At 44.3% G+C, this 21,867-nt stretch carries 11 protein-coding genes; 10 read left to right on the top strand and 1 reads right to left on the bottom strand.

What is annotated here, in order from left to right:
* The first annotated feature begins 1 nt into the window (after position 1).
* From AB6735_RS17150 to AB6735_RS17125, 6 genes are all read left to right on the top strand, one after another.
* Positions 2-3,604 (top strand): malectin domain-containing carbohydrate-binding protein, encoded by a 3,603-nt coding sequence (locus AB6735_RS17150; protein WP_370997034.1) that lies wholly within the window; start codon positions 2-4, stop codon positions 3,602-3,604.
* Positions 3,605-3,612: 8 nt separating this feature from the next.
* Positions 3,613-6,375 (top strand): family 78 glycoside hydrolase catalytic domain, encoded by a 2,763-nt coding sequence (locus AB6735_RS17145; protein ID WP_370997033.1) that lies wholly within the window; start codon positions 3,613-3,615, stop codon positions 6,373-6,375.
* A 12-nt stretch (positions 6,376-6,387) separates the two neighbouring features.
* Positions 6,388-7,509, top strand: a complete 1,122-nt coding sequence (locus AB6735_RS17140) for a glycosylase (RefSeq protein ID WP_370997032.1) — start codon at positions 6,388-6,390, stop codon at positions 7,507-7,509.
* Positions 7,506-9,905 (top strand): beta-galactosidase GalB, encoded by a 2,400-nt coding sequence (galB, locus tag AB6735_RS17135; RefSeq protein WP_370997031.1) that lies wholly within the window; start codon positions 7,506-7,508, stop codon positions 9,903-9,905. Before AB6735_RS17140 ends, galB begins: the two co-directional genes overlap by 4 nt.
* A gap of 358 nt (positions 9,906-10,263) precedes the next feature.
* A complete protein-coding gene (locus tag AB6735_RS17130) occupies positions 10,264-11,820 on the top strand; it encodes a sodium:solute symporter (RefSeq protein ID WP_370997029.1) in 1,557 nt (518 codons plus the stop codon).
* A gap of 12 nt (positions 11,821-11,832) precedes the next feature.
* The gene (locus AB6735_RS17125; protein ID WP_090463441.1) at positions 11,833-12,759 is read left to right on the top strand and encodes a dihydrodipicolinate synthase family protein; all 927 of its coding nucleotides are present in this window, start codon (positions 11,833-11,835) and stop codon (positions 12,757-12,759) included.
* Positions 12,760-12,837: 78 nt separating this feature from the next.
* Here the strand turns inward: AB6735_RS17125 and AB6735_RS17120 are convergent, their stop codons facing one another.
* Entirely contained in the window at positions 12,838-13,731 is an 894-nt protein-coding gene (locus AB6735_RS17120; RefSeq protein ID WP_090465686.1) for an AraC family transcriptional regulator, read from the bottom strand.
* A 433-nt stretch (positions 13,732-14,164) separates the two neighbouring features.
* On the opposite strand from AB6735_RS17120, the gene AB6735_RS17115 reads away from it, so the two are divergent.
* The 4 genes from AB6735_RS17115 (at position 14,165) to AB6735_RS17100 (ending at position 21,659) form a co-directional block, all read left to right on the top strand.
* A complete protein-coding gene (locus tag AB6735_RS17115; protein WP_090463445.1) occupies positions 14,165-14,830 on the top strand; it encodes a DUF3826 domain-containing protein in 666 nt (221 codons plus the stop codon).
* Between the two features lie 104 nt (positions 14,831-14,934).
* Complete coding sequence (locus tag AB6735_RS17110; RefSeq protein ID WP_090463448.1) at positions 14,935-18,120, top strand: SusC/RagA family TonB-linked outer membrane protein; 3,186 nt, start codon at positions 14,935-14,937, stop codon at positions 18,118-18,120.
* Between the two features lie 12 nt (positions 18,121-18,132).
* Positions 18,133-19,941, top strand: a complete 1,809-nt coding sequence (locus AB6735_RS17105; protein ID WP_090463451.1) for a RagB/SusD family nutrient uptake outer membrane protein — start codon at positions 18,133-18,135, stop codon at positions 19,939-19,941.
* Positions 19,942-19,997: 56 nt separating this feature from the next.
* Positions 19,998-21,659, top strand: coding sequence for a polysaccharide lyase (locus AB6735_RS17100; protein WP_090463455.1), 1,662 nt, complete (start codon positions 19,998-20,000; stop codon positions 21,657-21,659).
* Positions 21,660-21,867 lie beyond the last annotated feature (208 nt).

The raw sequence follows: 21,867 nt of genomic DNA, 5'->3' as shown, positions 1-21,867 counted from the left end.
AATGCGGGTAACAGAGACATTTAATGAGCAAAATGGCAGGCTGATTTATCGGTTGGCATTTTTGTTTTTTATGACCCTGTTAGGCTTTAATTTATCTACAGTCAACGCTCAGCAAAATATCCGCAGAGAAATCTCATTAAATGCTAATTGGAAAAGCATTGCTGATGATTATAACTCCAAAGCGCACAACGGTTTTGAACAGCAAAGTTTTAACGATGCTAAATGGCAAGCAGTAAACGTACCCCATAACTGGGATACGTATGAGGGCTATCGCCGGCTGAAACATGGCAACAGGCACGGCACCGCATGGTATCGTAAAACATTCGCGCTTGAAAAAAAACAAAATGATAAACGCTATTTTCTGTGGTTTGAAGGCGTCGGCTCTTATGCAACAGTTTGGCTTAACGGTAAGCAAGTTGGCTATCATGCCGGTGGCCGCACTTCATTTACTCTTGATGTAACGGATGCTGTTAAAGCAGGCAAGCAAAACCTGCTGTGTGTTAAAGCAGATCATCCCTCTTTTATCAAAGATTTGCCCTGGGTTTGTGGCGGTTGTTCTGATGATCCTGGTTTTTCAGAGGGCTCGCAGCCAATGGGGATTTTTAGGCCGGTACATTTGATAGTTACCAAGGACGTGAGGATTGAGCCTTTCGGCGTACACATCTGGAATGATACTACCGTTCGCGAAAAATCGGCAACGCTTAATCTTGAAACTGAAGTTAAAAACTATGGAGCCAAGCCATCTACTATAGCTGTCACAAATAGTTTGGTCAACGCCGGTGGTAAAACTATCACGCAAGCTAAAACAATTAAAACACTAAACGCCGGAGAGACTAATGTAATAGCTCAACAATTTGTCGATATTAAAAACGTGTACTTATGGTCGTTAGAAAAACCTTATTTGTATCAGGTAACTACAGAGGTTTGGGCCAATGGAAGACTGATCGACAGAATTCAAACGCCTTACGGTATTCGCTGGATCAGCTGGCCTGTTGGCAGGAATAACAACGATAACCGTTTTTACCTCAACGGAAAACCTGTTTTTATCAATGGCATTGCCGAATATGAACACCTGATAGGGAAAAGCCATGCTTTTAGCGATCAGGAAATCAAAGCCCGTGTGATGCAGGTAAAAGCCGCTGGTTTTAATGCTTTCAGGGATGCGCACCAGCCTCATAACCTGGCTTATCAGCAATATTGGGATAAACTGGGGATTTTATGGTGGCCGCAATATTCGGCGCATATCTGGTATGATTCGCCGGAGTTCAGGGCTAATTACAAGGTTTTATTGGTTGATTGGGTAAAAGAGCGCCGCAACAGTCCTTCTATTATTCTTTGGGGATTACAAAATGAAAGTAAATTGCCCGCCGATTTTGCCCGTGAGTGCAGCGAAATCATCCGAAAACTTGACCCTATGGCTTCATCGCAACGCAAAATAACCACCTGTAATGGCGGCGAAGGTACCGATTGGGATGTGCCTCAAAACTGGACGGGTACCTACGGCGGCAACCCGCTAACATATGGCGATGACTTGAAAAAACAGATCCTGGTTGGCGAATACGGCGCCTGGCGAAGCCTCGGCTTACACACCGAAGGCCCTTTTAATGCAAACGGCCCGTTAAGTGAAGATCGCATGACCCAGCTCATGGAAACCAAAGTCAGTCTGGCCGAATCGGTGAAAGATCGAGTTGCCGGACATTTTCAATGGTTACTGTACTCGCACGAAAATCCCGGCCGCACGCAGGGCGGCGAAGGTCAGCGTGAACTCGACAGGGTAGGCCCCATTAATTACAAAGGTTTATTTACGCCATGGGGGCAACCTACCGATGCATTTTACATGTACAGGGCCAATTATGCGCCAAAAGCTAAGGAGCCGATGGTCTACATCGTATCGCATACCTGGCCCAACCGCTGGATAACTTCGGGTAAAAAAGACAGCATTATTGTTTATTCCAACTGTGATGAGGTGGAGCTTTTTAACGATCTCAACCATGAATCTTTAGGTAAAAGAACGCGGCAGGGTATTGGCACACACTTTCAATGGGATGACGCGAATATTAAATACAATGTGTTATATGCAGTGGGATATACAAATGGTAAACCAGTAACGCATGATGAGATCATGCTGAACCATTTGCCGTCGGCGCCACATTTACCAAGGGAGGATCCTGCCATTCTGCAACCTGCAACAGGTTACAACTACTTATACAGGCTCAATTGCGGCGGCTCTGATTATACCGACAGTTACGGCAATAAATGGACGGCCGACAGGCATCAGGGCAATAAACAACAGCCCGGCTCCATATCATGGACGGATGATTATCCCGGTATGCCATCCTTCTTCGCCAGCCAGCAACGCACTTTTGACAGGATTGGCGGAACGGCGGATGGTGAACTGTTCCAGACTTTCAGGTATGGTTTAGATAAGCTGAAATTCAATTTCCCGGTACCCGATGGAGATTACCGCATCGAACTGTATTTTACCGAGCCCTGGTATGGTACGGGTGGTGGAATGGATTGCTCCGGCTGGCGTTTGTTTGATGTAGCTGTAAACGATAAAACGATGATCCGTAACCTCGACATCTGGAAGGAAGCAGGGTACGATAAAGCACTTAAAAAAAGCATCACGGCACATGTTACGGGTGGGATGCTAACGATATCTTTTCCAAACGAGGCAGCAGGCGAAGCGATCATCTCTGCTATTGCTATCAGTACCTTAAACAAACAAATTAAACCTCAACAAGCGGGTTCCGGAATAATCGGCCAATTGCAGGGCAATACTAAATGGGCCATAAAAAGCTGGATGGATATCGGCCAAAAACAGTATACTGATGCCAGGATAACCTTTAACGATCTCCCTCCAATATTTTATGGTGCCGATTGGATCAGCCCCACCCAACCCTTCCCGGAAGGGAGGGCTTTAAAAGTCTCGCTTACCGGGGGAGATTTAGAGGGGGCTTTTACCTTAAATGCTAATGCGGACGTTTATGTAGCGATGGATGTACCCGCATCTCAAAGACCAGCCTGGCTCTCAGATTATGAAAACACCGGCTTATTTGTAAAAACTGACGCTCATGGCGGGCATCAATTACCTGTTTACAGGAAACGTTTCAAAAAAGCTGATGTAGTCACTTTAGGTGAAAATAAGGGTAAGTTCATGTATACTGTAGTGGTACTGCCTGTTACTTCGCTGCAACCGGCAACGGACCTTCGCAAAACCGTGAGCTATAAGGCCGAGACTGCTGAATTAAAGGGCGACGGCTTAAAGCCCGGCACCCTGAACGGAAAAAAAGTAGTTAAATTTAGCAGCGGAGCAGGTGGCAGTGTGGCATTCGCGATAACCCCGGGTGTTGCCGATCTGTACGCTTTGCGCATCAAATATTATAACCAAACCAACGAAATTTTCACGGCAAAAATGCAGTTACTGGCTGCCGATGGTACGCTGATGAAGGAGGAAGAACTAAGTTTTAAACCGGTCGCTAAAAATAAATCGGGCACGGTTGCAACTAACACGGGCACAAGTATCAACGCGGGTAATTATAAACTGGTAATCACGGGCATTAAAGCTGATGGTTTGGCTGTTTCGGGCATCGAAATGCAATAAATATTAAAATGAAAAGAAAGATCTGCCTGTTGTTTCTGCTGCTTCCTTTCGGCGCTTTTGCTCAAAGCCCGAAGGTGCTTAACCTGCAATGCGAGTACAAAACAAACCCGCTGGGTATTGAATCGCTCAAGCCAAAACTCAGCTGGCAAATGCAAAGCGATGCCCACAATGTAATGCAAAGGGCTTACCGGGTTTTGGTAGCTGATGACGCAACTCAGCTTACAAATGACAACGCCGATATTTGGGATTCGGGCAAAGTGCCGTCAAGTTCCTCGTTGCAAATATCCTGCAATAGTAAGCCAATGCAGGCTGCCAAAACTTATTACTGGAAGGTAATGGTTTGGGATAATCATGGCAAAGCATCTGCATGGAGCAGTACCGCCAGCTGGCAAATGGGTTTGCTCACAAAGGCCGACTGGCATGGCGCAAATTGGATAGCCTATGATAAATTGCCCGATTCATCGGCCATTGTGCCATTTTATCATGGCAAGGGACCTAAAAAACTGGGTGCTGCTAATGATGTTTTGCCTTTGATGCGCAAAGCCTTTAATGTGGAAGGCAAGCTAAAAAAAGCCACGCTTTATTTATGCGGATTAGGACATTTTGAATTAAGCCTGAACGGTAAAAAAGTGGGCGATCATTTTCTTGATCCCGGATGGACAAAATATGATAAGCAGGCATTGTATGTGCCTTTTGATATAACCAATCAGCTCATCGCCGGTAAAAATACCCTTGGTGTAATGTTGGGCAACGGGTTTTACTACATCCCACGCGACAAGCGTTATCGCAAGCTAACCGGCGCTTTCGGCTATCCTAAAATGATTTGCCGTTTAATGTTGGAGTATGATAACGGTCTGGTGGACAATGTGGTAAGTGATGGAACCTGGAAAGCAGCGCCTTCACCGGTTACATTTAGTAGTATTTATGGGGGCGAGGATAATAATGCCAACCTTGAACAACCCGATTGGGATACCAACAATTTTGATGATTCCAAATGGCGCAGTGTGGTTAAGGTAGACGGAATACCTGAGCTAAACGCGCAAATGGCCGAGCCTTTAAAAATCATGCAGGCGTTTGAGCCGCAAAATAAAAAGCAACTTGCTAACGGTGCATGGATTTATGACCTCGGTCAAAACTTTTCGGGGATCCCTGAAATTTGCGTTAGGGGTAAAAAGGGGGATACAGTGAGGATTATTCCGGCTGAACTGGTGAATGAAGATGGCAGCGCAAATCAAAAGGCCTCCGGCAGTCCGCATTATTATAATTACGTTTTAAAGGGCGATGGGCTTGAAACCTGGCACCCGCTATTTACCTATTACGGGTTCCGGTATTTGCAGGTTCAGGGTGCTGTTCCGCAAAATGAAGCTAACAACCGGCAATTACCTATAATTGTAGCTATCAAAGGACTGCATACCCGTAACGCCGCTGAAACTGTAGGTAGTTTCGCCTGCTCAAACCAACTGTTTAATAAAACTTTTAAGCTGATTGACTGGGCCATGAAAAGCAATATAGCCAGCGTATTTACTGATTGCCCTCACCGCGAAAAACTGGGCTGGCTGGAAGAAGCGCACCTCGTTGGCAGTTCCCTGCATTACAATTATGACATAGTAGGTTTGGCGCGCAAGTGCATTAACGATATGCGTATCTCCCAAACAGAAGATGGGCTGATCCCCGAGATCTCGCCCGAGTACGTGAAGTTTGACGAACCTTTCCGCGATTCGCCGGAGTGGGGTAGCAACGCGGTGATTTTGCCATGGTATGTATATCAATGGTATGGCGATAAAGAAGTACTGGCTCAAAACTATGATATGATCAAACGGTACCTGGCTTATCTCGATAAAAAATCTCAAAACCATTTATTGTACCAGGGCCTGGGCGATTGGTATGATCTTGGCCCGAAACCTCCCGGCGTTTCGCAGCTAACGCCGCAGGGTATTACAGCTACTTCGCTGTATTATTATGATCTGGATCTCGCCGGTAAAATAGCAACCCTGCTCGGCAAAACTGATGATGCCTCATCATATAAAAAACTGGCGGCAGAAGTTAAACAGGCTTACAACAAAACGTTTTTTAATGCCGATACCAAACAATACGGCACAGGCAGCCAGGCCGCTAATGCCATGTCTGTTTATGCCGAACTGGTTGAACCGCAATACAAAAAGGCGGTTGTAAATAGCATTGTAAAAGATATCCGCGACCGTGGCAATGCCCTTACTGCCGGTGATATTGGTTACCGTTACCTGCTGCGTGTGTTGGATGACGAAGGACGATCGGATGTGATCTATGATATGAATAGCCGCGCCGATGTGCCGGGCTATGGTTACCAGCTCGCCCATGGTGCTACAGCCTTAACCGAATCATGGGCTGCACTTACTTCGGTATCCAATAACCATTTTATGTTAGGGCATTTGATGGAATGGTTTTACAGTGGTTTGGCCGGAATCCGACCTGCGGATGATGCTATCGCATTTAATAAAATCGAGATCCGACCCGAAACTGTGGGTGATGTTACCTGGGCTAAGGCCAATTACAAATCGCCGTATGGCAGCATCATTAGCAGCTGGAAAAAGGAAAAAGGACAGTTTAAATTGGAGGTGAGCATTCCCGCAAATACTATGGCAAGCATTTATCTGCCTGCTAAAAATACTGCTGTAATTATGGTGGATGGGCAAAATATCAAAGCAAGGCACGATCTTAAGTTCGTCGGTTATCACGATGGAAAAGCGGAAATAAAAGCCGGGTCGGGTAATTATACATTCATCGCCAAATAATATTTAATCAAAATGAAAAGCATTTTTAAATCCTCTACATTTTTTATTTGCGTTTTTTTACTGCTGAAGGCACACGCACAGGAGGTACCCGAAAAGGTGATGAAAAGCATTTACAAACAGGTAAAAACACCTCATAAATATGGCCTGGTAATAGCGCCCGAAGATAATAGTCAAAAAGCCGACTGCCCTACGGTTTTTCGCCAGGACGATAGCTGGTATATGAGTTATATTATTTTTAACGGCCGAGGTTATGAAACCTGGCTGGCCGATAGTAAGGACCTGCTGCACTGGAAAACCCGCGGCCGCATCCTCTCGTTCTCTGACGATACCACCCGGTGGGACAATAACCAAAAAGCAGGCTATGTAGGCCTGCAGGATTATAAATGGGGCGGAAGTTATAAGCTGCAACAATATAACGGCAAATATTGGTTATCGTATTTCGGGGGGCAAAGTAAGGGATATGAAAAAGGCTTATTGTCAATAAGTGTAGCTTCTACTGATAAGAATCCGGGTACGGTGCATGAATGGCAGGGATTAGATCATCCTGTGCTGTCAAGCATCGATAAAGATGTAAGCTGGTGGGATAACCATACCCAATATAAGCAAACCGTGATTTGGGATAAAAAGAAGCTGACCGGTCACCCTTTCATTATGTATTATAATGCCAATGGCGACAGCGTAAATAAAAAGCGTGGTGCCGAGCGGATTGGTATGGCTGTATCTGACGATATGCTGCACTGGCAACGTTTTGGAAAAGACCCGGTGCTTAACCACGGCGATGGCATTACCGGCGATCCCTACATCCAGCAGATAGGAAATGTGTATGTCATGTTCTATTTTGGTGCCTTTTGGAAAACCCGTGACCCGGGTGTGTTTAACCGCTTTGCCTGCTCGTATGATCTGGTACACTGGACAGATTGGACAGGCGAAAAGCTTATTCAGTCATCCGAACCTTATGATAATATGTTTGCCCATAAATCGTGCGTTGTGAAGTATAAAGGCGTGGTTTACCATTTTTATTGTGCCGTAAACAAAGCTGATCAGCGAGGCATAGCTCTGGCTACCTCAAAAGATCTGGGTAAAAGCGAATTGAACTTTGTTGCCCCTCCTGTTAAGAAAAGCAAATCAAAATGAGGCTCTGTTATCTGTATACACTGTTTTTAATGTTTTTTGTGGTTGATTTTGCATCTGCTCAAAACGCACGCAAAACAGAAAATTTCAATACCGGCTGGAAGTTTTTCTTAGACGATGATACTACTGCCAAACAAGCAAAATATGACGACAGTCGCTGGCGCAAACTTGATCTTCCGCATGATTGGAGTATTGAAGGGAAATTCGACGATAAAAACCCAACTACCCAAGCCGAAGGCGGTTTGCCTGCTGGTAAAGGCTGGTACCGCAAAAACTTTGTGATTCCTGCATCGTCAAAAAGCAAAAACGTTTTTATTGATTTTGATGGCGTTTACCACAACAGCGAAGTTTGGATCAACGGGCATTATTTAGGTAAAAGACCCAATGGTTATATTTCGTTCCGGTATGATTTAACGCCTTATCTCAAATTTGGAGCGCGGCAAAATGTGATTGCGGTTAGGGTAGATAACAGCGATCAGCCTAATTCACGCTGGTATACAGGTTCGGGCATTTACCGCAATGTATGGTTAACTACTACAAATAAAACCTATCTGCCTCAATGGTCGTCATTTATAACCACACCGCAGGTTGACCAGCAAAGTGCGACGATAAATATCCGTACGGTTTTACCTGGTTCTGTTAATCGCGAATTGAAACTCAAAGCTTCTATTTTGGATGATAAGGGTGAGGTTGTCGGCGCTACAGTGAGCGCTGTAAAAGATACTGTAATACAGCAGGGTATCCAGTTAAACAATCCTCAATTGTGGTCGGTGAATCATCCGTACCTGTACAAAGTGAAATTGCAATTGATAGCTGCTGATCAGGTTATTGATGATTATACCACAACTACAGGTATTCGCTATTTTAGCTTTGATGCTGATAAAGGCTTTAGTCTGAACGGCGTACCGATGAAAATTCTTGGCGTTTGCCTGCATCATGATCAGGGTGCTTTAGGTACGGCTGTTAACGTACGCGCCATTGAGCGTCAATTGCAGATCTTAAAAGATATGGGCTGTAATGCTATTCGTACCGCGCATAATCCACCAGCACCCGAATTGCTCGACCTATGCGATAAAATGGGTTTCCTGATAATGGATGAAGCCTTTGATATGTGGAAGAAGAAAAAGAGCAAACATGATTACCACGAGGATTGGGGCGAGTGGCACGTAAAAGACTTGCAAGACCAGGTTTTACGCGACCGGAACCACCCATCCATTTTTGCCTGGAGCATCGGCAACGAGATCAGGGAGCAATTTGATAGCACAGGTGTAAGCATAGGCCGCGAACTGGTAAAAATTGTAAAGCAACTGGATAGCACAAGGCCCGTTACATCAGCATTAAGCGATGCTGATCCTAAAAGGAATTTCATTTACCAGTCGGGTGCGCTCGACCTGGTTGGGCTAAACTACCACCAGGAAGTATATGCTGATTTTCAGAAAAACTATCCTGGTCAAAAAATTATCGGTACCGAAAATATGTCGGCACTGGCAACGCGCGGGCATTATGATATGCCATCGGATAGTATCAGGCGCTGGCCAAAGGATAGTAAAACGCCTTTGAAGGATGGCAATGTCGATTTTACTGTATCGGCCTACGATAATGTATCGGCTTATTGGGGCTCAACGCACGAGGAAACCTGGAAGATCATCAAGGAATATGATTTCCTTTCAGGACTTTTTGTGTGGACGGGCTTCGACTACATTGGCGAACCAACGCCATATTTGTGGCCGGCCCGCAGTTCATACTTTGGTATTGTTGATTTGGCCGGCTTCCCCAAGGATGTGTATTACATGTATCAAAGCGAGTGGACAAGCAAACCTGTTTTACACATTTTTCCGCACTGGAACTGGAAACCTGGCCAGCTGATTGACGTTTGGGCCTATTACAATAATGCTGATGAGGTAGAGGCTTTTTTAAATGGGAAATCGATAGGGGTTAAGAAAAAGAACGGTGACGACCTGCATGTAATGTGGCGTGTAAAATATGAGCCGGGAATATTGAAAGCGGTATCCCGCCGTAATGGTGAAGTAGTTATGACCACGCAGGTAGTTACAGCAGGCGCACCTTATAAAATACAGTTAAAGGCCGACAGAAGCAAAATTAAAGCCGATGGAAAAGACCTGTCATACATTACCGTATCTGTTTTGGATAAAAATAACGTTCCGGTGCCCGATGTCAATCAATTGGTTAAATTTAAAGTAACGGGGCGGGGAATCCTGAAAGCTGTTGATAATGGTTCGCAAACAGATCTGGATCCATTTGTATCCAATCAGCATCGTGTATTTAACGGTTTGGGGCTGGCTATTATTCAATCTAAATCTGTTGCAGGGGAAATTATTATTAAGGCTGCTGCCGATGGGCTACAGTCTGCCCGCTTAATTATTGAAAGCGCGCGTTGATGAGTCATTACCTTACGGAAAAGTGCGGGTTTGTGCGATTCTTCTCGTAAGAGCAGGACTGTTGCATTCTAATATATAATCGCAAGTTCAAGCGTCTTTCGCTTGAATTATGGTTCAAGTAAGTGTCCACGCTTACCTTTTTGATTATTACGCGAGCATGGACGCTCGAAAAAAGACAACACTCGGGCGTGGACGCTCGACCGTGCTTTTTTATTTTCTGTTTGATATCCTTTCCGTTGAAGATAATATCCTACAATAGCCGGCGAAAATATTACAGTAAAGGCTAACACTAGTAGATTACATTTGTTATGCAATTTTAAACCATAATACTAAATTTACTATACCACCCGATAAACGCATGAAAGTGTTGCCCGTGTTAGATTTTACCATTATAGGTATTTACCTTATTGCCATGGTGCTGGTGGGTTTTTATTTTTCGCGTAAAAATAAAAATGCAGAGCAGTTTACCGTTGCATCCGGTTTAATACCGGGCTGGGCTATCGGTTTATCTATTTATGCCACTTTTTTAAGCAGTAACACCTTTTTGGGAGTACCGGGCAAAGCCTACGGCGGCAACTGGAACGCTTTTGTATTTAGCTTATCCATGCCTTTTGCGGCCTGGATAGCGGTTAAATATTTTATACCATTTTATCGTAACACCGGCAACATATCAGCATATACACATTTTGAAAAACGCTTTGGCCCCTGGGCAAGGGTTTACGCGGTTATTTGTTTTTTGCTTACGCAGATCGCCCGTATGGGTTCTGTGTTTTTTGGCATCGCGCTGAGTTTGCAGGCACTTACTGGCCTATCTATGAAAACCATCATGATTGTAATGGGGATCTCCATTATCCTGTATACGGTATCCGGCGGCATCAAAGCCGTGATCTGGACAGAGGTTGTTCAAGCCATCATTAAAACTTTGGGGGCCCTGCTGATCATTTACCTGGTGGTAAACAGCATTCCCGGCGGTTTTGGTAAGATTGTAGAAATTGGCAAAGCCGATCATAAATTCAGCCTGGGCAGTTTTTCGCTTAACCTTACCGAGCCAACATTTTGGGTGATCCTGTTTTACGGTTTCTTTATCAATCTCAATAACTTTGGGATGGATCAAAATTATATCCAGCGGTATCATGCGGCTACATCTACCAAACAGGCAGCAAAATCGGTATGGCTTTGTGTTGGTATTTATGTGCCGGCATCTTTCCTGTTTTTTGTAATAGGCTCATGCTTATATGCGTATTACAGCCAGCACCCGGATCTGATCTTAATCCTTAAACATCAGGTAGCTATTGAACGCCTGCCTGCAACTGCTACGGCAAATGAGGTTACCGCATTTATGGGCAAACTTACGCCTGCCGATTATGGTGATAAGATCATGCCGCATTTCATGGTCACCAAAATTCCTGCGGGCCTGGTTGGTATTATCGTAGCCGCCATTTTGTCGGCGGCCATGAGCACCATCAGTTCGGGCATGAACTCATCGGCTACCGTATTTACCATTGATATCTACAAAAGATATTTTAAACCACAGCTCAACGAAAAAGATACGCTGAATGCATTGCATATTGGTACTGTGCTTTTTGGGTTTGCAGGTATGGCGGCGGGCATAGCCATGATAGGGGTAAAGAGCATCCTCGAATTATGGTGGCAGCTTTCGGGGATTTTCGCGGCGGGCATGCTTGGTTTGTTTTTGTTGGGGATTATCAGCAGACAAACCCGTAACCACGAGGCTATTATTGCCAGTATCATAGGTGTTTTGGTGATTCTTTGGCTTACTTTTCCGGCCCTCATTCCAGAACAATACGCTGCCCTGCGCAGTACGCTGAATACCAATATGATCATTGTTGCAGGCACATTGGCCATATTTTTAACAGGGATATTCTTAACCAAAACAAGGCAGTTAACAGTTTAATTTAATCATCAAATGGAGCAATCAAAAAAGGGTTTTATCCCGGTAATGTTAACGCCTTTTAAAGATAACGGTGCGGTTGATTATGCAGCGCTAACCCGTTTAACCGAAATGTACCTGCATGCCGGTGCTGCCGGTGTATTTGCCAATTGCCTGTCGAGTGAAATGTTTGAACTGAGCGGCGAAGAGCGCCTGGCAATAATCAAACATGTGGTTGAAACTGTTGATGGCGCTGTTCCGGTTGTAGCCACCGGCACTTTTGGTGGCCCAATTGAAAAACAAGCCGACTTTATAAAACGGGTGTATGATACGGGCACTTCGGCGGTAATTGCCATTACAAGTTTACTGGCCGATGTTGATGAGCCGGATACTACACTTAGCGACCGCGTATTTGAGCTGTTCGATCAAACCGAAAAAATCCCTTTGGGTTTTTACGAATGTCCGGTGCCATACAAGAGGTTATTATCGGCAGAACAGCTTCATCACTTTGCTGTCACCGGCAGGGTAATATATCATAAAGATACCTGCCTTAACCTGGATATGGTAAAACAGAAACTGGAGGCGAGTAAAATTAATCCGGCTTTTGGTTTGTATGATGCCTACATGGTCCATGCGGTTGAATCGCTGAAAGCTGGTTCGGCAGGTTTATCCTGTATCCAGGGGAATTTTTTTCCGGAGCTTATTGTTTGGTTGTGTGATCATTACGCCGATGCATCGCGCCAGCACGAGGTGGCCATGGTACAAGAGTTTTTAACCGAAAATATGGACGTAATGCACAATGTTTATCCGGTTATTGCTAAATATTATCTTACCAAACGGGGTTTAAAAATAACTACTATAACGCGCCGCGATGTTGGGTATTTTTCGCAGGCTATCCGTAACAAAATAGAAGATCTGTACAGTAACTATACCGCACTGCAAAGCGAGATAGGTATTTATTAGTCTTAAGTCGAAAGTAAGAAGTCATGCTTTTTTATTTTTACTTCAGACTTCTGACTAACAACTTAAGACTTCACTAAATCAAGCAGAAATTGCCTGCTTTTGTCCTTTAATATACCGGCGTTTATATTCAAGCGGGGTCATGCCGGTAACCCTTTTAAAGTGCCGGTAAAAGTTTGAAATATTATTATAGCCGCATTCAAAGCACAAAACCTCGGTAGGCAATTTATCTTCTATCAAAAACCTGCAGGCATGACTGATCCTGATCTCGGTTAAAAAATCAAAATAAGTTTTCTTGGTCATCAGCTTAAAATATCGACAAAAGGAGGTAACGCTCAGGTTGCCAATAGCGGCTATTTTTTCCAGGCTGATCTCCTGTTTATAATTGGCCAGTGTATATGAACATACTTTATTGAGGCGGATGGTATCTGATTCGTTGGATTGGTGAAAGTCACTGTGCGACAGTGTTATCGGTTCAAAGTCTTCATTTTCGGCCAGCACTTTTAATATCGAAAGCAGGATAATGATCCTGTCGAGATTAGTAGCCTCAACCGCTTGCCGCATCAGTTTGGCCAACTCGGTTTTTGCCTCGCCCTTGATGACCATACCACTTTTGGCCTTTTCAAAAAGTTTGGGCAACATGAATGCTTCGGGTAAATTTAACAGGTAACGACCGAGACAGTCTGGCAAAAAATGGATTACGATTACCTCAACATTCAATCCGGATTCGGGCAAAAAGTATTCATCCTTGCACCGCCAGCAGTGCGGGAGGGCTTCACCAAGCAATGTAATTTCGCCAGGCGAAAAATTGCTGATATTATCACCAATAAACCTAACCCCTTCGCCCTTGATTACGAAGTGTAATTCAAGCTCAGGATGGTAGTGCCAGATGCCGCGGAAGGTGGGCAAAATATCGTGCCTGATACTGAATGAATTTTGCGGTTTTACCGCAACCTTGAGAAAATGGGGCTTCATTTTGTAAAAATCAATAAAGGTTAGCAGGCCGGTCGGCAATTAGGTGCGCGCCTCGTCGGTTTATATTTTTAAAAGTAGCAATTTTTAATTAAACCGAATTTGCAGCAATGTAATTTTCTTTTGACAAAAATTTAGCTGAACAGGAAAAATAGCTTATGATAAGATTGTATAATAAATGGATAAATACAAACAGGAAACGCAAAGGCTAACCATTGATATTTGTTAAAGCAACTTGTAAATCAGGCTGCAAGATACCAGGGAATAAACCAATAAAATTAATTATACTTTTTATCAGGCTTTTAGAACTGACAAGATTTTAATACTTAATTAATTGTAATGTAAACAATTAATTAAGTAAAAAATGGCAGTATATTATAAACTTTTTGAAGGCTTTAGATAAGCTGTATAAAGAATTTAACCAATTGAAACAACCATGAAACACTTTAAATATATAGCAATATTGTTATTATCAGTTGCAGGCAACGTAGCTTTTGCACAAACAGCAACCGATAATAACTATATAAAGGTGATTACCGAACGCGCAAACAAAATTGTTACGGGGGCCGGCATTACCGATTCGGTGAAATTTAAAAAGGTACGTGATATTGTGGTTGCGCAGTACAGCGGTTTGAATGCCGTTTATGATGCCCGTAAAACAAAAGTGAACGATATCAAAACGCAAATGGGTGACGATAAAGCCGGGGCCAACGCCAAAATTGCCCTTGTTGACAGCGATGCGGTAAAGCAGGTTAAAGTACTACATGCTTCATATATCAAAAAGCTGAACAAAGAGGTAAGTGCCGATGAGGTTGACAAGATAAAAGACGGCATGACCTATCGCATCTATCCCATTACCTACACTGCCTACCAGGACGAAATCCCTAATCTTACCGAAGAACAAAAAGGTAAGATAAAAGGGTGGCTGCTGGAAGCAAGGGAGAACGCGATAGATGCAGAATCGGCGGAAAAAAAACATGCGTGGTTTGGCAAGTTTAAGGGCCGCATTAATAACTATCTGTCTGCACAAGGCTATGATATGAAAAAGGAGGGGGAAGAATGGCAAAAAAGGATCAAGGAGCGGCAAGCCGCAAAACAATAATTTGAACTAACCTAATATTCCCGGTATCATGATATAAGCTTTAGCCGGGCAAACCAATTATACCAATTAATTAACCTGATCATGAAAATTAAATTATCAAGTTTATGAGAAAACTTTTCCTCTTACTTTCGGTGTTGCTGTGCATAGGCAGTGCGCTAAAAGCCCAGGATCGTAACATAACAGGTACTGTTGTGGACGAAAAAGGTGCTCCTTTGCCGGGAGTTGCCATCCAGGTAAAAGGCAGCACCACCGGCACTATTACCAATGCCGATGGTAAATATTCAATTAAGGCTACTAACCTGCAAGCTATTGTGGTTGGAGCTAAGTTTCTTGGGTACAATTACCAGGAAAAATCATTGAAAATTGGCGAAATGAATGCCGATTTTAAAATGATGCCATCACAAAATGCCCTTGACGAGGTGGTAGTAGTAGGTTACGGTACCCAAAAGAAGATCCACTTAACGGGTGCGGTTGCGCCTGTGGATATGAAAGCTATTCAGGATATCCCTACTACCAACCTTGCGGCCGCGCTACGCGGAACAAATGCCGCGGTTAGTGTAACCGGAGGTATTGCAAGGCCGGGCCAAAGCGGAACAATCACTATCCGTAACCCTGTTTTCCTGGCAAAAAATGGCGGCAGTACTACACCCTTATATATCATTGATGGCGTGCAGCGTACCGAATCAGATTTCAACCTGCTTGATCAAAGCGAGGTTGAGAACATTTCGATACTGAAGGATGCTGCAGCGGCCATTTACGGTATTTTGGGCGCGAACGGTGTTATTGTTGTAACAACCAAACGTGGCCAGGCCGGCGGGCCAAAGGTGAGCTTTAGCTCCTCTGTTGGTGTGGCCGATGCCATTCAATTGCCTAAAATGATGTCGGGCTTTCAGATGGCTACCTATTTAAATGATGTTGAGCAAACAAGGTATAACCATACCATCACTCCCGAAGGTTATATCAACGGCGATTTAAGCAATAAAGATTTAAAATATTACACGCCTGATGAGCTTGACTATTTCAAAGCTAATAATCAAAATTTTTTGGAGCAGGCATTTAAACCGGCAGTAACAACCCGTAACGCGCTTAGCATAACAGGCGGTAACGACAAGGTGACTTATTTTGCAGGTGCTAACTATGTAAATCAAAACTCTAACTTTAAAGGTGTAAATACCAACCGCTTTGGGTTTAGGGCGAGTGTTGATGCAAAGGTGGCAAAAGGCTTAAAACTGTCATTGTCATTGAGCGAAGATCTCGCCAAAAGCAAAATATACTGGTATAAGCTTTCAAGCACCAGTGAAAGTCCGGACAACGACTTTCTGTCGCTTAACCAGGCACCACCATGGCAAAAATATTTTATTGACGGACACCCTGTATACTTAGGAACCAGCAATAACGATAACCTTAACTTTTTTGCTGTTCAAAACTCCAATAACTACACAGGTAATAATAATACCATATTTAATGGTTTAGCCAATTTGAGTTATGAAATTCCGGGTATTAGCGGGCTAACGGCCAATGTAAGCTATAACCGTAACATAAATAATGCTTTCAACAAGCAATATGGCTCAACATTTTATTACAATCAATATTCCGGCGAAGGGGATAACAACCATATTCCGGGAGGGACTGTAGTAGGCGTAAAAGCCATAAAAAATGGTGACAAGGTTCGCCTTACCCCGTCACTGGCCGATAATTACCAGTTCAACGCGAACCTCACTTATCACAAAAAGTTTGGTGCACATGAAATTACTGCGCTGGCATTATATGAGCAGTACGAATCATATAGCGAAGGTGTGGCAGCTGAGGTCATCGGAGTAATTGTGGGCGGAAAAGACAACCAGAACTTCACCACCGGCGATCAGTCATCAAACCAGGCTACTTTGGTAAAAGAATATGGCCGTAAGGCTGTTGCTGGCAGGGTAAATTATGCTTATGCCGATAAATACCTGGTTGAACTGGCCATGAGAGCGGATGCTAATACCAACTTTGCGCCGGGCCATCAATGGGGATATTTTCCGTCCGCTTCAGTAGGCTGGGTGCTTTCAAAAGAAAATTTCTTTAAATCAGTAAGCTTTGTTGATCTGCTGAAATTCAGGGGATCGGTTGGTTTGCTGGGTTCTGATAATACACCATCGTACTTATACGCGGTTAACTACCAGTTTGGTACCGGTAACAAAGGCGGCGCGGTTTTCGGTGGCAATGGCGACAGGGGTTTGGGTGCGCTGTTAAATATCGCTATCCCTAACGCTAATTTAACCTGGGACCACGACTTAAAAACGAACTACGGTTTGGATGCTGCTTTTCTGAATAACCGCTTATCAGTTTCTGCAGATTATTTCTGGGAGCACCGCTATGACATGCTTGCTTCATTAAACACCTCTGTTCCGGTAACTATTGGTGCAGCGCCATCTGCCGAAAACTATGGCATCATCAATACTTTCGGTTACGAGATCTCTGCAAGCTGGAAGGATAAGATAGGATCAAACTTCAGTTATAGTTTCAGCCCGTTCTTTGCCTGGAGCGATAATAAATATATCAAATATGATATCGCTGCCGCACAGGTTGGTACCATCCAGGATTTGACTGGTAAATCAGGTGATCCCGGTACACTGGGTTACAAATCGCTTGGTATCATCCGTACACAAGCCGATGCTGATGCTATCATTGCCCAAAGGGCTGCCGCCGCCGGTGGTGCGCAAAACGTTAAGATCTTCGGTTATACTCCGTCTCCCGGTATGATCAACTATGTTGATAAAAATGGCGATGGTATCATCAAACAAAATGATGTTAATGATCAGTTTTATTTAGGTCATAAAGCATCAAACCACTACAATCTTGGTCTGAACTTTGGCGGCACATACAAAACTTTAAGCTTAAATGTGGTGATGGGCATGAGCTGGGGTGGTAACCAGTCAATTGAGAGCGCGGCCATTAAACAGGCTACAGCTAACCAGAACAGGCCGGTATTTTGGACCGACCACTGGACCCCATCTAACCCAAATGCTAAATATCCCGATCCTTATTATTCAGACGATGTGAGTGCTACAAGTGATTTCTGGTTTGTTAGTCCCTTTACCTGGAATATTTCCAGCGCTAATTTAAGCTATACCCTGCCTGTTGGTTTAACCAAAAGGCTCGGCATGTCAAGCATAAGGGCATATGTGGTAGCTACAAACCCAATCAACTTTGTAAACCCGTTCCCTGATCATTATCGTGACATTTCATCACCATTTGGTGCATATCCGAACTTACGTACAGTATCTTTTGGTTTAAACTTAGGCTTCTAAACTTTGAAAGACATGAAATTATTTAAAACCATATTTGCAGCTTTGATCGTATCAGCCCTGTTTACAAACTGTAAAAAGGTGCTCGATAAAGAGGATCTTACCCATAGCACCCCAAGCCAGGTATTTAATGACTCAACGGTTGCTATATTAAACATCAATTACCTGTACACTGCTAATCAGCCGGGTTGGTTTGGCGACACCGGCGGAGCTATAGGCGGCGGCGGTGATAAGTGCGACGAATTTTACAGTGATAACGCTTTTGTAAAAGGAACTGTTACTATTGAAACCGTTGGTGATATCGGTACATCGGTAAACATCACCAATAACTACGGCCGTATCCGTAACATTAACCAAACCCTGCAGGACCTTGATGCCAGTACTTTACCGGCTTCTACCAAAAACAGGTATAAAGCACAGGCTTATTTTTGGAGGGCCTTCCGGTATTTCGATCTGGTAAGGCTATACGGTGGTGTTCCGCTGGTATTAAAACCGCTGGATGCCATTGGCCAGGATGCCAAAAACGCGGCCTTATTGCCTCGTAACAAAACTTCTGAGTGCTTTAAACAAATTGTGAGCGACCTCGACAGCTGTATCAAATACCTGCCCGCAAAATGGAACGGAAGTGATTACGGCAGGATCACATCGGCAGCTGCTGCCTCATTTAAAGGCAGAGTGTTGTTGACCTATGCAAGTCCTCAGTTTAATCCAAGCAATGATGCCGCACGCTGGCAAACCGCTGCTGATGCAAATGATAAGGCAATGCAGATCCTGACCGCCAATAATTACGGTTTAAACCCATCGTACGATAACATGTGGTTTACCGAAAGTGGCAGCAACCCTGAAGCTATTTTGGTTACCGGTTTTAACACGTCAACAAGCGATCAAAACCAAAATAACAATACTTATGATAACGCAACCCGTCCGGCTTATTTAGGTACTAAAGGTGGTTCAAACCAACCTACCTGGGATATTGTAAAATCATACCCAATGCTTGACGGTAAGGCTCCGGGAGCATCAGCAAAATATGCTTATGACGATTCAAAGTTTTTTGATAACCGCGATCCAAGGTTTAACAAAACTATAGCATACAATGGTTGTAACTGGCCTATAAACAGTAACACTTCATACCGTTTGTGGACCTACTTTTACTACAATAAGGCAGATGGATCGGGCGTTAAAACTACTGAACCTGCATCAGCAACAAATTCCGGATTTTACCTGCGTAAAGCTATCGATCCAAACGTTAGTGTAGCCAATGCACCATATGTAGGTACCGATTGGATGGAGATCCGTTATGCCGAGGTTTTACTAAACCAGGCAGAATGCGCCGCCGCATTGGGTAATGTAACCACCGGTTATACCAATATTGCCGCTATCAGGAAACGTGCAGGGATTGAGGCAGGTACCGATAACCTGTATGGTTTAGACGCAGGTATGAGCCCTGACCAGATGATTACAGCTATCATGAACGAGCGGAAAATTGAGTTTGCTTTTGAAGGTAAACGTTACTGGGACCTTCGTCGCCGTAAACTGCTCGAAAGCACGTTGAACGGTAAAAAGAGGACGGGGCTTACAGTTACGCTTAACAACAACGCGAGCGGCAAAGATTATATCACCGGTACACGTGATGCTTCCGCAGCGGCATCTTTAGATGATATGTACAGCACATTGTTCACTGTTAAAACAAAAACTTTGGATTCGTATACCATCGCGGTTCAGGCGGGCGATTACTTTTTCGGCATCCCCGCGGCTGCATTGTTAAACAATGTCAATTTACAGCAAAACAACACCTGGGGCGGGCCGTTTGATCCGCTTCAATAATCAATTAATTGAACGGCGGGTGCGCCACTTTAACAAGAGAATACATTATATAGCATATGAAAAAACACACAGCTTTATTTTTAGTAGCAGCGGCATTGGGTTTAGCTAAACCGGCTTTTGCCCAATACCCGGAGATACCGGAGAAGGTTAAAGCAGAAAGTGAAGCTTTGATGAAAGAGGCTACCCGTCGTTCAGATTCAGCATGGGCGGTTGCCCTGCCTATAATACAGGCCGATCAGCGCCGGGGAAAAGTATATGTACCATGGGCCGCGCGTCCAACCGATCTGCCTCAGGCAAAGATCCCGGCTTTCCCAGGTGCCGAAGGCGGTGGTAAATTTACTTTTGGAGGTCGTGGCGGCAAGGTATATGTAGTTACCAGTTTAGCGGATAGCGGCCCGGGTACTTTGCGTGAGGCTTGTGAAAAAGGTGGCGCACGCATCGTAGTATTTAACGTCGCGGGTATCATCCGCATCAAAACTCCGATCATTGTAAGAGCGCCATATATCAGTATTGAAGGGCAAACTGCTCCGGGCGACGGTGTTTGTATTGCCGGCGAATCATTTTGGGTGAACACGCATGACGTTGTAATCCGCTATATGCGTTTCCGCCGCGGCGAAACCAATGTTGGCCGCCGTGATGACGCTTTAGGCGGCAACCCGGTTGGTAATATCATTGCCGACCACGTATCTGCAAGCTGGGGTTTGGACGAAAATTTTTCCATGTACCGCCATATGTTTGATCCGGGCGATGGCTCGAAAGAAGAGAAACTGGGTACTGTGAACATCACTATCCAAAACTGTATCTATTCCGAATCGCTTGACTACTGGAACCATGCTTTCGGTTCAACAACAGGCGGCGAAAACAGCTCATTGATGCGTAACCTTTGGGCCGATAATACCGGCCGTAACCCATCAGTTGGTTGGAATGGTGTTTACAACTTTGTAAACAACGTCGTATTTAACTGGCACCATCGCTCAATGGACGGCGGCGATTACACCACCAATTATAACGTGATCAATAACTACTTTAAACCAGGGCCGGTTACACCTAAAAACGAGCCCGTTGGCCACCGCATCCTGAAACCGGAATCGGGCAGGAGCAAGTTGAAAGAAAAAGTATTCGGTCGTGTTTACGCCTCAGGCAATATCATGGAAGGTTATCCTGAAGTTACTAAAAATGCATGGAACGGCGGTATCCAGGTTGAAGGACCTGGCGGTAAGGAGTTACCTGATGCAGGCCCGTACAAGGATTATATGAAAGCCAACGAGCCTTTCCCTATGCCGCCGTTAACTATCATGTCGGCAAAGGATGCCTTTAAATTTGTCATCGCAAACGCCGGCGCGACATTGCCAAAACGCGACCCGGTGGATGTGCGCATCACTGAACAGGTACGCACGGGTAAAATCACTTATAAGGAAATGGAAACCGATACCGCTTACCAGTTTAAAGTGCGTAAACTGCCTAAAGACTCGTACAAACTTGGCATTATCACTGCCCCATGGCAGGTTGGCGGTTACCCTGAATATAAAGGTACGCCCTATAAAGATTCGGACAATGATGGTTTGCCTGATGCCTGGGAACTGGCACATGGTTTAAACCCTAAAGACGAAAACGATTCGGCGCTGCCTGCAAAAAATGGTGGCGGTTATACCAATATCGAAGTATATTTAAATACGGTAGCTGCCAAAGGCGAAAAGAAACTGGCTGCTTTGAAATAAAGGCTGCCATTGTAGAAGATCATTGCCGTTGGTTTTAACCAACGGAATAATTAAATGGGAACAAAGAGGGCTTTAGCCCAAATGCAGCTTGCATATTTAGGCTAAAGCCGGGATTTTTTAGCTTCTGTTACCGTTGGTTAAAACCAACGGCAATGAATGACATTTTAAAAAACTGCTATAATGCGGGGATTGAGGTTTATAAGGATTT

The organism is Mucilaginibacter sp. RCC_168, assembly GCF_041355315.1.
Classification (GTDB): Bacteria; Bacteroidota; Bacteroidia; order Sphingobacteriales; family Sphingobacteriaceae; genus Mucilaginibacter.
Note: the sequence above shows the minus strand (reverse complement) of the source record. Positions and strands in the feature narration are given on the sequence as shown.